General features: G+C 33.7%; 12 protein-coding genes and 1 riboswitch. Of the genes, 10 read left to right on the top strand and 2 right to left on the bottom strand.

Features of this window, described 5'->3' with window-relative positions; genetic code table 11:
• Window positions 1–48: 48 nt before the first annotated feature.
• Both QLS65_RS10040 and metK read right to left on the bottom strand, forming a co-directional pair.
• Entirely contained in the window at window positions 49–1821 is a 1773-nt protein-coding gene (locus QLS65_RS10040; protein WP_282717259.1) for a DUF4153 domain-containing protein, read from the bottom strand.
• 136 nt (window positions 1822–1957) lie between these two features.
• Window positions 1958–3208, bottom strand: coding sequence for a methionine adenosyltransferase (gene metK / locus QLS65_RS10035; RefSeq protein ID WP_121340876.1), 1251 nt, complete (start codon window positions 3206–3208; stop codon window positions 1958–1960).
• A gap of 759 nt (window positions 3209–3967) precedes the next feature.
• Between metK and QLS65_RS10030 the strand changes: the two genes are divergently transcribed.
• The 10 genes from QLS65_RS10030 (at window position 3968) to QLS65_RS09985 (ending at window position 14572) form a co-directional block, all read left to right on the top strand.
• On the top strand, window positions 3968–4177 hold the full coding sequence (locus QLS65_RS10030) for a hypothetical protein (protein WP_282713117.1): 210 nt from the start codon (window positions 3968–3970) through the stop codon (window positions 4175–4177).
• 230 nt (window positions 4178–4407) lie between these two features.
• Window positions 4408–4545: riboswitch (SAM riboswitch) on the top strand.
• 78 nt (window positions 4546–4623) lie between these two features.
• Window positions 4624–5586, top strand: a complete 963-nt coding sequence (locus QLS65_RS10025; protein WP_282713116.1) for an alpha/beta fold hydrolase — start codon at window positions 4624–4626, stop codon at window positions 5584–5586.
• Window positions 5587–5605: 19 nt separating this feature from the next.
• Entirely contained in the window at window positions 5606–8020 is a 2415-nt protein-coding gene (gene thrA / locus QLS65_RS10020; RefSeq protein ID WP_282717255.1) for a bifunctional aspartate kinase/homoserine dehydrogenase I, read from the top strand.
• Between the two features lie 151 nt (window positions 8021–8171).
• The gene (locus QLS65_RS10015) at window positions 8172–8597 is read left to right on the top strand and encodes an OsmC family protein (protein WP_282717253.1); all 426 of its coding nucleotides are present in this window, start codon (window positions 8172–8174) and stop codon (window positions 8595–8597) included.
• A gap of 66 nt (window positions 8598–8663) precedes the next feature.
• Window positions 8664–9836 (top strand): trans-sulfuration enzyme family protein, encoded by a 1173-nt coding sequence (locus tag QLS65_RS10010; RefSeq protein ID WP_282717251.1) that lies wholly within the window; start codon window positions 8664–8666, stop codon window positions 9834–9836.
• Window positions 9837–10025: 189 nt separating this feature from the next.
• On the top strand, window positions 10026–10436 hold the full coding sequence (locus QLS65_RS10005; RefSeq protein ID WP_099713589.1) for an RrF2 family transcriptional regulator: 411 nt from the start codon (window positions 10026–10028) through the stop codon (window positions 10434–10436).
• 117 nt (window positions 10437–10553) lie between these two features.
• Entirely contained in the window at window positions 10554–11456 is a 903-nt protein-coding gene (locus QLS65_RS10000) for a sulfite exporter TauE/SafE family protein (protein ID WP_282717249.1), read from the top strand.
• A gap of 14 nt (window positions 11457–11470) precedes the next feature.
• Window positions 11471–12172 (top strand): phosphoadenylyl-sulfate reductase, encoded by a 702-nt coding sequence (locus tag QLS65_RS09995; protein ID WP_282713111.1) that lies wholly within the window; start codon window positions 11471–11473, stop codon window positions 12170–12172.
• Window positions 12173–12281: 109 nt separating this feature from the next.
• The gene (gene cysD / locus QLS65_RS09990; RefSeq protein ID WP_282713110.1) at window positions 12282–13181 is read left to right on the top strand and encodes a sulfate adenylyltransferase subunit CysD; all 900 of its coding nucleotides are present in this window, start codon (window positions 12282–12284) and stop codon (window positions 13179–13181) included.
• 146 nt (window positions 13182–13327) lie between these two features.
• Complete coding sequence (locus tag QLS65_RS09985) at window positions 13328–14572, top strand: sulfate adenylyltransferase subunit 1 (RefSeq protein ID WP_121340881.1); 1245 nt, start codon at window positions 13328–13330, stop codon at window positions 14570–14572.
• The last annotated feature ends 22 nt before the right edge of the window (window positions 14573–14594 follow it).

Below are 14594 nucleotides of genomic sequence, written 5' to 3'. Positions count from 1 at the left end.
TTATCTGAAGATAAAAGACCTTTGAAGTTCATTCTTCAAAGGCTTTTTTTAGTTTTTAATTCCCAATAACACTTTGATTTGGAACTGATTTACCGTTTTTTTATTCCCTTTTCTATCTCCACTTACGTTTATATAGTATATTAAAATCGTGTATTTAGGAGTTTCAATTTTTTGTGTAATCTTTTGGTTCCAATTTTCATTTTTGTCGAAAGCAGGAGTTTCGTTTACAAAATCCACAATCTTCAACGGAACAATGTCCTGATTAATTTGTAAGTCTACTCCGTATTCTTTTTTAGTAGAAATAATGGAGTAAGACTTATTGTCGATTTTTACACATTCGTTACATTCCAGATCTTCATTATTCAAGATGGAGAAAGACACATCATACCCTTGAATGTTTTCAATATTTTGATTGTTATTTTCGTAAAAATTATAAAAATATTCTTTGTTGTTTTTTTCTTTTTGGTCGTATGTAGAGCGATAATCGAGCCCCAGCGCTTCCATGATTTGGGAAGAATTTGGATTTTTGTCTTTTTTAATCAGAGCAGTTAGTTTGTCTTTTGTAAATGGAAGAAGTACTTCAGAGCCATAGTTTTCTTCTAAAAAATCTACAATACTGCTTAAATCTTGCTCTTGTTCGAAAGTAAGTTTTTCCTTTTCTATTTTTTGCAAATAGGATTCAAATCTGGAAAGCTGACTGTTTTTGGATATTGAATCTGCACTTTGCGGTCCAAGAATGGTAAGCAAAGCCGTTATGCACATTGTAATAGGGATGAACTTTATTTTAGGTTCTTTTTTGATTATAAAATAAGCTACTACAATGGTTAACCAGATTGACAATGCCAATACATAATAGCGCTCATGTGTGAATCCGTATAAGTGGACTCTATATAAAATAGCCCAAAATAATAATCCCAATAACGGAACTAATAAATAATAAAACCAACGGTTAAAGGTTCGCATCCAAAGATTTCCAGTTTCTTCGGCAATAGGATGTACGAGTAAAAAAGAAAGTATTCCAAAGATGGCAAAAACCAAAACGAGATTAGAAACCCAGCCCACAGGTAAAGAAAGTGTGACTAAGATTTTAGTTTCATAACAAATCAAAATCACTAAGTAAATGCTGATTAATGGAAGTAAAACATATTGAGTAAAATTTTTAAGACCTTTTGGATATTTTAAAATAAGTGGAGAGGATTCGTTGTTGGTTTCAGGAACGCCAGATAAAAAGAAAACCGTATTAAATATCCCTGCGATGATGAAAAATAAGTGAAGATATATTCTGCCATAAAAATCTACATTGAATAAATGGTGTACCGCTAAAATAGCCAAGGATAATCCGGAATACAATACAACGCTATACAAGCCAGCCGTTAGAATACGAAGAAAAACCCGTTTGTTGAACTCCCAAAACTCTTCTTGGTTGTAGATTTTTGATATAAAACCGGAAAATGAGACCAATAGATGCAAAGCAATATTGAGTACTAAAAATTGCAATGCTTCTACATCTGTAATTTTTTTCGAAAAGCTAAATATAAAAGCAGTTACTAATCCGCCAAGTAGTAAACTTGTTAAAAATCGAATCCAACTGTTTTTCTGAGTCGCTGAGAAATATAAACTAACGGAAAGAAATAAAACCAAACACAGTGAGCAACACATGATGCTTTTAGTATAAAAATTCTCCATTGTAGCATTTCTTTCTTCTGAGAGTAAAATTGCGAATACTGTCCCTAAAACCGTTAGTGTGGTTTCTAGCGGGAACCTGAAAATGGTTTTTTGTGAAGCTTGCAATACGCTTTGGAAAGAAGGGAATTTAGCCATTATTTTGGTAAGTTATTTTTTACTAAGTAAAGAATAATACTGCACATAGCCAAACAAAAACCCCGAAGTCTGCACTAACAGAATTCGGGGTTTGATATGTAACTAGATTTAAATTTCTAAGGTTTTAAAGCCAAAGTTACAATCCAAAAGCAGTTTTAACTTGGTCAACGAAATCTAATTTTTCCCAAGTAAACAATTCAACAGTAACTGTTTTTTCGTTTCCACCTGGAGCAGAAAAAGTTTTTGTAACTGTTTCTGGAGTACGTCCCATGTGACCGTAAGCAGCAGTTTCGCTATAGATTGGATTTCTTAATTTTAAACGTTGCTCAATAAAGTACGGACGCATATCAAAAATAGCTTCTACTTTTTTAGCAATTTCACCATTGGTCAAATTCACTTTTGAAGTTCCATAAGTATCGATAAAAATACCCATTGGTTTAGCCACACCAATTGCATACGAAACCTGTACTAAAATCTCGTCAGCAACACCCGCTGCAACCAAGTTTTTAGCGATATGACGTGTAGCATAAGCAGCACTTCTGTCTACTTTACTTGGATCTTTTCCAGAGAATGCACCACCACCGTGAGCACCTTTTCCACCGTAGGTATCCACAATGATTTTTCTTCCTGTCAATCCAGTATCTCCGTGTGGTCCTCCAATTACGAATTTCCCGGTTGGATTAATATGGTATTGGATTGCATCATTGAATAAATGAGCATGTGTTGGATTTTTTGCAATAATCCTTGGAATCAAAATTTCAACGATGTCTTTTTTGATTTTTGCAAGCATTGTAGCTTCTTCGTCAAAATCATCATGTTGTGTTGAGATTACAATAGCATCAATACGAGTTGGCTTATTGTCATCGCTGTATTCTAAAGTTACTTGAGATTTAGCATCTGGACGCAAATACGTAATTTCGTTATTTTCACGTCTTAAAATAGCTAATTCCTGCAATAATTTATGAGATAAATCAAGTGCCAATGGCATGTAATTTTCCGTTTCATTAGTAGCATAACCAAACATCATTCCTTGGTCACCAGCGCCTTGCTCTTCTGGATTTTTTCTATCAACACCTTGATTGATGTCAGCAGATTGTTCATGAATAGCAGAAAGAATTCCACAAGAATTAGCTTCAAACATGTATTCGCTTTTTGTGTAACCAATTTTCTTGATTACATCACGAGCGATTTGTTGCACGTCTAAATATGTATTTGATTTTACTTCACCAGCCAAAATTACCTGGCCAGTAGTTACTAAAGTTTCGCAAGCTACTTTTGAGTCAGCATCAAATGCCAAAAAATTATCAATTAATGCATCCGAAATTTGATCTGCAATTTTGTCTGGATGTCCTTCGCTTACAGATTCTGACGTAAATAAATAGGCCATAATAATTATTATTTTAAAATTAAGCGAGAAAAAATAATTGCTGAAAAGGACTAAAGAAGAGTTTCTGCTTTAGCATTTTTTCTACTGAAAAATTTTCAGTATCCATAATGAATTGATTTCATTATGAAGAGGTTGCAATCAGTTCAAATTTTTCCTCTTGTATTCGGGTGCAAATGTATGAAACCATTTTGAATTGCAAATTAATCTTAACTTTTTTTTGCTTATAAATCTTTTCATCTACTTATATAAATACAAAACGGAATCTTGGGTTCGTTTTTCTTTGTATTTTTTTTAAAACTTATTTGGAAAATTCAGAAATAGTTAGCATATTTGTTACTACAAAAAAAGAAACATGAAATTTAATGTGTGTAATATGTCAAAAGCCATTCAGGAAAAGTCCTGTGGGTCGTGTATTGCTTAAATTTAAATTCAAATTTATATAGCAAAAGCCTCCCAAGAAAATGGGAGGCTTTTTTTTGAACTCTATTTAGCTGAAAATAAAACAATATTAATCATAGAATGAATAACCTGAAAATCCAGAATACAAATAATTTTAAAGTCAAAAATATGATTTGCGCCAATGCCATTATGTGCGTTCGTGTCTGTTGATTCCAAAAGTATAAGTTATAACACAACTTAAAAAACCCTTTTGGATACGCATCTAAAAGGGTTTTTTCATTCAGATTAGTTAAAAAACATAGAGAATTTCAGAATTCAAAAATAATTTAAAACAAAACTAACATCATAAATTAAAAGATTATGAGCACATCAAAACATTTCCCAAAGACATTTCAGTTACTAAAAAGCTTTAGTTTTAGAACCAAAACAAAAAAGGAAATCGATTCAAAAAATGAATTGACTAATCCAAGATTTGAAATTTCAAAAAATGATCCTTTGGCACAAAAAATAGTGCCCAGTTCATTGCTGTTTCAAATGTATTCAAAAGAAAATGAAGAACTTTTTATTTAAAAAAGTGATGGTTGTTTTAGCTTTTGAATCTTTGATGGTAAATCTCAAATTATGATTTCGACGAAAGATAAAACCCTAATATGGTGTTTTCTCTTTTGTCGGGATAATAATTATGCGTGCGATTTTTCAAGTCAATTTGCAATAAATCAATTAGAACCAATTTGATAAAAATTTGGTTGTTTAAAAAAATAGTAGTTAATTTGTGCCTTTAAGTTCAAAAACGTATTGAAATGTTATAAAGAAAGGCAGAGGGATTAGACCCGATGAAGCCTTAGCAACCCTTCGATTTATCGAAGAAGGTGCTGCATTCTACCTTTATTCTGTCCCGAAGCCTCGGGATTATTCAGAATCTAAAGGAAAGATAACACAAAGAATTCTTCTAGTTCACTTCTAGCTTTCTTTCTAATATTTCCAGACACAAATCAAAAATCATAAAAGATTTGAAATTGGAAAATAAACCAACATCTATTACATTACAAAATTTCACCACCGAAAGTGGGGCTTTTTATGTTGCCTTAAACTTAAGTTTTCAAGTTTTTGGACCAGTTTTACATACCGCTCCCATTGTTTTGGTAAATCATGCATTGACTGGAAATTCCCAAGTTGTGGGAGACAAAGGTTGGTGGAATGATTTAATTGGTGAACACAAAACCATCGATACTAATAAATATACGATACTGGCTTTTAATGTTCCGGGAAATGGTTTTGATGATGCTATCATTGAAAATTATTCGGATTTTACTACCAGAGATATTGCCAGAATTTTTATTGAAGGCATTCGTTTTCTTAAAATAGAACGACTTTATGCTATTATTGGCGGTTCTGTTGGTGGAGGAATTGCTTGGGAACTGGTTGCTTTAGAACCAAAAATTACGCAACATTTAATTCCTATTGCAACCGATTGGAAATCGACAGACTGGTTAATTGCCAATTGCTTTTTGCAGGAGCAAATTTTGAATAATTCTTCAAAACCTATTGAAGATGCTCGAATTCATGCCATGCTTTGCTACCGAACTCCAGAATCTTTTACTGCAAAATTTCAGAGAACCACTAATGAGGAATTAGCCATTTTCAATGTAGAAAGCTGGCTGAGTCATCATGGTAAAAAGCTTCAAAAACGTTTTCAAATTTCGTCTTATAAAATGATGAATCAATTGTTGAAAACGATAGATATTACCAGAAACAGCAATTCATTTGAAGAAATAACGTCAAAAATTGAAGCTGATATTCATATCATCGGAATCAATTCAGACTTGTTTTTTACGGCTAATGAAAATAAGGCAACTTACGAGGAATTAAAAAAATATAAAAATAATGTCAGCTATCAGGAAATAGTTTCCATTCACGGACATGACGCTTTTTTGATAGAATACAAACAATTAGACAATTTGCTTCAGGATATATTCTAAGCCAAAAAAACACAACACAATGAAAATATTAAAATTTGGAGGTAAATCTTTATCGAATGGCGACGGAATAAATAAAGTAGTTGCAATTATTACCGATAAAGTAAATCAAGGAGAAGAAATTGCAATTGTAGTATCGGCACGTGGAAATGCTACAGATGAATTAGAAGAAATTTTAGGTATTGCTTCTAAAAACGGAGATTACAAACCGCTTTTTGAGGACTTTAAAAAATACCAACAAGACGATTATCAAGAGGTAGATTTATCTGAGGAATTCAATGTTTTGGAAAAATTATTCGAAGGCGTAAGCTTAATTGGCGATTACAGCAATAAAATTAAAGACCAGATTTTATCAAAAGGGGAGCTGCTTTCTGCAAAATTACTGACGGCTATTTTAGTTGAAAATGGAATAAATGCTCGTTTTGCCGATACTCGTGAATTGATAAAAACAGATTCGAAATTTGGTGATGCACAACCTTTGGAACAAATTTCAAAGAAAAATGTCATCAATTATTTCAAACAAAATAACGGAACAACCGTGAATATTGTTACCGGTTTCATTGGTTCTAATAATAATAATGACACGACCACTTTAGGAAGAAACGGTAGTAATTACACCGCTTCACTGATTGCGAATTACTTAAATGCTGACGAATTACAGAATTATACACACGTTGACGGAATTTATACCGCAAATCCTGAATTGGTGCTTGATGCAAAGAAAATCGACCATTTGACTTTTAACGAGGCGAATGAGTTGGCTAATTTTGGAGCAACAATTCTTCATGCAAAAACCATTATTCCTTTGTTGGAAAAAAACATTCCGCTTCGTATTTTGAACACATTCAACCACGAAAATAAAGGAACATTAATCACATCCAATTCTAATAAAGAAGGAATTAAAACACTTTCAGTACTTGAAAATGTATCATTAGTTAATCTTGAAGGAAGAGGATTGCTGGGAAAAACTGGCGTTGATGCCCGTATTTTTAGAGTGATGGGCGACAATGATATCAGCGTAAGCATCATTTCTCAAGGTTCTTCAGAAAGAGGAATTGGTTTGGTCGTTGCCGCTGATAAAGCGACTAAAGCAATGATTGAATTAGAAAAAGAATTCGAAAATGATTTCTATTCAAAAGATGTGAATAAAATCACAGTTACCGATAATGTTTCGGTAATTTCTATCATTGGCCAGGATTTGAGCACGTTTCACAAGCCATATACGGCTTTGATAAAAAATAAAATTGTTCCGATTCTTTTCAATAATACCGTTACCGGTAAAAACGTGAGTTTGGTTGTAAAAAAATCGCAACTGAACAAAGCCTTAAACGTTATTCACGGAGAGATTTTTGGAGTTTCAAAGAAAATCAACATTGCTATTTTCGGACATGGATTAGTGGGCGGAACCTTGATTAACCAAATATTGGAATCGGCAGCAACCATCGAAAAAAGGAAAGACATCAAACTGAATGTTTTTGCTATTGCCAATTCAAGTAATGTACTTTTAAATAAAAATGGTGTTACTCCAAATTGGAAAAACGAGATTCAAAACAATGGCTTTTCTTATTCTATTGGCGATGTAATTGCTTACGCAAATGAGCATCATTTGGAGAATTTGATTGCGATTGATAATACCGCAAGTGCCACATTTGTTGAGAATTACATTTCTTTGGCAGAAAACAGTTTCGATTTGATATCGTCTAATAAAGTGGCCAATACGTTAAGTTATAGTTTTTATAAAAAACTACGAAAAGTACTTGCGGATAATCAAAAGAGTTATCTTTATGAAACCAATGTTGGAGCCGGATTGCCGTTGATTGATACGATTAAATTATTACACCTTTCAGGAGAAAATATCACGAAGATTAAAGGTGTTTTCTCTGGAACATTGAGTTATTTGTTCAATAATTTTTCTGCTAAAGACGCGCCGTTCAGCGAAATATTGAAAGAAGCAATTGATAATGGATATACCGAGCCAGATCCAAGAGAAGATTTGTGTGGAAATGATGTAGGTCGAAAATTATTGATTTTGGCAAGAGAATTAGACTTGCAAAATGAGTTTGAAGAAATTGATATTGAAAATTTAATCCCAGAACATTTACGGGAAGGTGATGTTTCTGATTTTCTAAATAAACTGACGGAGTTTGATCCAATTTATGCTAAAATAAAAGCTGAACAAAAACCAAATCACGTGTTGCGATACATAGGCGAATTGTCAGGCGATTTGCAAAATGACAAAGGAAATCTGGAAGTGAAATTAGTTTCTGTGCCATCAGATACGGCTTTAGGCGGATTGAAAGGTTCTGATTCTTTCTTCGAAATTTACACAGAATCGTATGGAGACCGACCTATCGTGATTCAAGGCGCAGGAGCAGGATCAGCAGTAACGGCAAGAGGTGTCTTTGGAGATATTTTGAGATTATCAGATAAAGGATAATGATTTAAGATTGCAGATTGCTTCGCCAGTTCGAGCAAGCTCTCTGGTAATGATTTTTGATTTAAGATTGAAAAAAAATAAACAGTAAAAATTCTCCAGTTTCGGTTCTCTCTTCTTTGGAGAGAGGGCCGGGGAGAGGAAAAAGATAACAATGAAAATAACACTAAACAGAGTAAACGACAATTTTCACTTTGAATTAAAAAACGAACGTGGGCACATAGTAAATGTTGATAGCCGACCAGAATTTGGCGGAGACGATAAAGGTCCAAGTCCAATGGAATTAGTATTGATGGGTGTTGCGGGATGCAGTGCCATTGATATGATTTCGATTTTGAAAAAACAACGTCAGGAAATCACTTCTTTCAAAGCAGAGGTTGAAGGGGAACGTGTACAAGTAGGAGACGCAAAACCATTCAAGGATATTACAGTAGTATTCTTTTTGGAAGGTCCTATTAATGAAGAAAAGGCAGCGAGAGCCGCACAACTTTCTTTCGAAAAATACTGTTCGGTTTCTAAAACATTAGAGCCAACCGCAACGATACATTATAAAGTGGTTTTGAACAATAAACCATTATAGTTTAATTAAAGATTGGATTTGAATATCCAAATAACTTTAAACCTTAAACTTTAAACTAAAAATAAAATGAACGAACAAGAATTTGGTTTTGAAACGCAAGCCATACGTACCCAATTAGAAAGAACGCAATTTCAAGAACACTCGGTTCCTTTATACTTAACATCAAGTTTTGTATTTGAGGATGCCGAAGATATGCGTGCTTCTTTTGCTGAGGAGAAGGATCGAAATATTTATAGCCGTTACAGTAACCCCAATACAAACGAATTTATAGATAAAATTTGTAAAATGGAAGGTGCTGAATCGGGTTTTGCTTTTGCTTCTGGAATGGCAGCCGTGTATTCAACTTTAGCGGCTTTGTTGAACTCAGGAGACCATATTGTTTCGGCAAGTAGTGTTTTTGGAGCGACACATTCGTTGTTTATTAATTATTTTCCAAAATGGGGAATAGAAACATCGTATTTTGATATCGATAAGCCTGAAACCATTGAAAGTTTCATAAAACCTAATACAAAGATACTTTTTGCAGAATCTCCAACCAATCCAGCGGTAGATATTATCGATTTGGAACTGTTAGGTGCTATTGCCAAAAAGCATAATTTGATTTTAATAATTGATAACTGTTTTGCTACTCCTTATTTACAGCAACCGATAAAATGGGGTGCACATTTAGTAGTACATTCAGCTACAAAATTAATTGATGGGCAAGGTAGAGTTTTGGGCGGAATAACTGTTGGTGATGCCGAATTGATTCAAAAAATCTATTTGTTTTCTCGACTTACCGGTCCTTCCTTATCTCCATTTAATGCTTGGGTATTATCAAAAAGTTTAGAAACTTTAGCGATTCGTTTAGATAGACATTGTGAAAATGCCCTGAAAGTGGCTGAGTTTTTGGAAAGCCATCCTCAAGTTAATAAAGTGAAGTATCCTTTCTTGAAATCGCATCCGCAATACGAAATTGCCAAAAAGCAAATGAAATTAGGAGGTAACATCGTTGCATTTGAAATTAAAGGTGGAATAGAAGCTGGAAGAACGTTTTTGGATAAAATAAAATTATGTTCGTTGTCTCCAAATTTAGGAGATACCAGAACAATTGTTACGCATCCGGCATCAACAACTCACAGTAAATTAACTGTTGAAGAAAGATTAGCGGTAAGTATTACGGATGGTTTAGTGCGTGTTTCTGTAGGATTGGAAACAGTTAAAGATGTTATTGCTGATTTAGAGCAGGCACTTTCGTAAGGATTTTTGATTGTAGATTAACGATTTTTGATTGCAGATTAACTACAAATTAGAAATCGTTAATCTTCATTCACTATTCTTAAATCAAAAAGTATATTTTTGTTGTTACAATATAAAAAGAATGTTGATTTCAGATAGCTTTGAAATCTGCAATCAAAAATCGTTAATCTTCAATTTTATATCTTTTAAATGCTTTCAAAGAAAACAAAATACGGAATAAAAGCATTGACTTTTTTGGCACGCCAGAAAGATCAAACGCCGATACAAATTGCTGAAATAGCAAAGAGTGAACATATTTCGATTAAGTTTTTGGAAAGTATTTTACTACTGTTACGCCATTCAGGTTTTTTAGGAGCCAAAAAAGGAAAAGGTGGAGGATATTATTTGATAAAAGATCCTAAGGAAATAAATATGGCCCATGTCTATAGAATTCTCGAGGGGCCAATTGCGTTACTTCCTTGTGCCAGCCACAATTTTTATGAGCCCTGTGACGACTGTACGGATGAGGCCACTTGCGCGGTTCGTAAACTAATGACAGAAGTTCGTGACAATACACTTATGATATTGGAAAACAATACGCTGGCAGATATCGCTTTTTAGACAATAAATCACAAAAAAATTTTGTAGTTAAGTTAAAAGTTTTACTTTTGCATAGTAATCTACTATTCCGATAGGGTAATGGATTTGAATAATAAAAAACAGTTGAATTTTAAAAGCATGAGCAAAGAATTGAAAGAGGTTAATATCAACGTAAAATCGGGAACTACTTTCGCAGAGCGGTTATGGGTTGTAATTCCTGTTGTTTTGTTGGTAGGGTTGTTTTCGACATTAGTGTACAATCATTATGCTGAGTTTTCTTGGAATGGTTTTTTGGCTGGTTTTAATCAGGAATTTTTAATCTTTTTCTGTATTGGGATATTTGCGCAATTAGTGGATGGAACTTTAGGAATGGGTTATGGAGCAACTTCTACTTCTTTTTTATTGGCGTATGGAATTCCGCCCGCAATAAGCAGTACAGGAGTTCACGTTGCTGAAATGTTTACTACAGGAGCTTCAGCGATTTCTCATCATCGATTTGGGAATATCAATAAAAAGCTAGTGAGACATTTGTTAATTCCGGGTGTTTTGGGTTCTATTGCCGGTGCTTATTTATTGTCGGATGTAATTGACGGGGATGCGATAAAGCCTTTTATAGCCGTGTATATGATTGCGTTGGCCATTATAATTATTAGAAAAGCATTGAAAAAAAATATCATTAAAAAGAAAACTAAAAAATTAGGTGTTTTGGCTTCTTTCGGAGGTTTTATGGATGCTGTCGGTGGCGGTGGATGGGGACCAATTGTGACTTCAACTTTACTTGGAAACGGTAGAAATCCGAGATATACTATAGGTTCTGTAAATGCAGCCGAGTTTGCAGTAGCTTTTGCCAGTGGTGTGACATTTATGCTTTTTGGAGGAATACAAGGATGGCAAGTGATTATAGGGTTGATTTTAGGTGGTGTGATTGCCGCTCCAATTGCCGCTATTTTAGTCAATAAAATAAAGAGAAAACCTATGATGATTTTGGTAGGGATTTTAATTGTTATTTTGAGTTTAAAAACACTGTCTAAATTATTATAAAGAGAAACGAAATTATGAGCATAGCAATAACCAATACTTTATTAGATAAAACAAAGGATTTTTCAATTGAAGAAACACTTTCGTTTTTAGCTAATGAATACAAAGATAAAGTGGTTTTCTCTACTTCTTTTGGGCAGGAAGATCAAGTAATAACAGCTTTAATTGGTCAAAATAATTTGCCAATTAACATTTTTACGTTGGATACTGGTAGATTATTTCAAGAAACGTATGATGTTTTCCATAAAACATTAAAAAAGTATAAAATCGATATTAAAACGTATTTCCCCGAAGCTTCTGAAGTAGAAAATTTGTTGAATCAAAAAGGACCAAATAGCTTTTACGAATCGGTAGAGAATAGAAAGGAATGTTGTTTCATTCGAAAAGTAGCGCCTTTGACTAAAGCTTTGAAAGGAAATGACATTTGGATTACGGGTTTAAGAGCCGAGCAATCTGAAAACAGAAATGATTTAGCTTTTTTTGAATATGACGCACATTTTGATATCATCAAATTCAATCCGTTATTAAAATGGACTTTAGAAGAGGTTCAAAAATATATAGACGATAATAATGTGCCACAAAACACCTTGCATAAAAAAGGTTTTGTAAGCATTGGTTGTGCACCTTGTACCAGAGCAATTGCACCTGGAGAAGATATCAGAGCAGGAAGATGGTCTTGGGAATCGAGTCATAAAGAATGTGGTTTGCATCAGAAATAGAAAACAGAGGTTAGAATAAAGAGAAAAGAAAAATAATAATAGTTAAGAGATTTTAGATGAGGTTCCAACAACCTTAAACTTTAAACTTTAAACTTTTAAACTAATAATAATGAGTGCCATATTAAAAACAAACGCTTTAGAAAGCGAAGCGATATACATATTTAGAGAAGTTATTTCTCAGTTTGACAAGCCGGTTTTACTTTTCTCTGGTGGAAAAGATTCGATTACATTGGTGCGTTTAGCACAAAAAGCATTTTTCCCTGCTAAAATTCCTTTTCCATTGTTGCACGTAGATACAGGACATAATTTTCCGGAAACAATTGAATTTAGAGATAGATTAGTTGCTGAATTAGGATTGGAATTAATCGTTCGTAATGTTCAGGATGCTATTGACGAAGGTAAAGTAGTAGAAGAATCAGGTAAATATTCTAGTAGAAACAGTTTGCAAACAACTACACTTTTGGATGCAATCGAAGAATTCAAATTTGATGCTTGTATTGGTGGTGCGCGTAGAGATGAAGAAAAAGCAAGAGCTAAAGAACGTATTTTCTCTGTTCGTGATGATTTTGGTCAATGGGATGAGAAAAACCAACGTCCGGAATTATTTGATATTCTGAACGGAAAAATTGAAAATGGTCAAAACGTTCGTGTTTTCCCAATTTCTAACTGGACTGAACTAGATGTGTGGAGTTATATTGAGCAAGAGCAAATCGAAATCCCATCGATTTACTTTTCACACAAACGTAAAGTATTCTTGAGAGATGGTATGATTTGGTCGCATTCTCCATTTGTATACCAAGAAGAAGATGAAGAAATCGAAGAAAGAATTGTTCGTTTTAGAACCGTTGGAGATATGAGTTGTACGGCAGCTGTTGATTCTTACGCAGCAACAATTCAAGAAGTAGTAGGCGAAATCAGATCTTCGACTATTTCAGAAAGAGGAGCCAGAATTGATGACAAACGTTCTGAAGCCGCAATGGAAAAAAGAAAACAACAAGGATACTTTTAGAAAACAATTATAAGGTATGAATTATAAATTATGAATTGTTCCGAGACATTTAAAATTTATAATTCAACATTTAAAATAAAAAAATCAAATTTAGAAGTTTACATAAGGTGTTTTGAAAACCTTAAACTTCAAACAAAAAACAAGGAATGGAAGTTTTAAAAATAGCAACAGCAGGAAGTGTAGATGACGGAAAGAGTACCTTAATCGGAAGATTATTATACGATACAAAATCATTGACTACAGATAAGATTGAAGCAATAGAAAAAAGCAGCAAGCAAAAAGGATATGATTATCTTGATTTTTCTTTGGCTACCGATGGTTTGGTTGCTGAGAGAGAACAAGGAATCACGATTGATGTGGCTCATATTTATTTTTCGACAGCCAAGAAAAGTTACATCATTGCCGATACTCCGGGTCACGTAGAATATACACGAAACATGGTTACGGGAGCTTCGACTTCACAGGTTTCAATTATTTTGATTGATGCTCGTAAAGGCGTTATTGAGCAAACGTACAGACACTTTTTTATCAATAATTTATTGAGAGTAAAAGAAGTGATTGTTGCGGTAAACAAAATGGATTTGGTTGATTATTCGGAAGAAGTATACAATAAAATCAAAGCTGATTTTCAGGCGTTGAACAGCAAAAGTTCATTCAAAGAGCAAAACGTAAGTTACATTCCGTTGAGTGCTATTAATGGAGGAAATGTTGCGGATAAATCAGAGAACATGCCTTGGTACACAGGACAAACGGTTTTGGAACATTTAGAAGCTTTAGAGCCAGAAGATATTTTTGAAACAGGTAAAGCACGTTTCCCAGTTCAAACGGTTATCAGACCAAAAACGGAAGAGTATCATGATTTTAGAGGATATGCCGGAAAATTATACGGAAACAATATTAAAGTGGGTGATGCGGTAACGGTTCTTCCTTCTTTGACAGAATCTAAAGTGACTAATATTCACTTTTTCGATCAGCAATTTGATGAAGCGACAGCAGGTTCTTCGATTACTTTAGAATTGGAAAATGATATCAATGTTACAAGAGGAGACATGATTGTAAAATCGGATGAGTTGCCTAAAATCGAAAAAGATATCAATACAACGATTTGTTGGATGGACAGCAAAAAGTTAGTTCCAGGAACAAAATATTTGGTACAACACAATACCAACAGAGTTTTGGCAAAAATTGAAAGCGTGAAAAACGTAATCGCTACAGATTATTCTGGAGTTACACCAGCGACTCAATTGGCTATAAATGAAATAGGCGAAGTAAATATTAAATTAAGCAAAGCTTTGTATTTTGATGCCTATAATGACAACAAATCAAACGGCGCTTTTATTTTAATTGATGCTGCAACCAACACAACTGCTGGAGTTGGATTTATAAACTAAATCTAACTTTTGCCAAAAACAA

The organism is Flavobacterium algoritolerans (assembly GCF_030010385.1).
GTDB lineage: Bacteria > Bacteroidota > Bacteroidia > Flavobacteriales > Flavobacteriaceae > Flavobacterium > Flavobacterium algoritolerans.
Note: the sequence above shows the minus strand (reverse complement) of the source record. Positions and strands in the feature narration are given on the sequence as shown.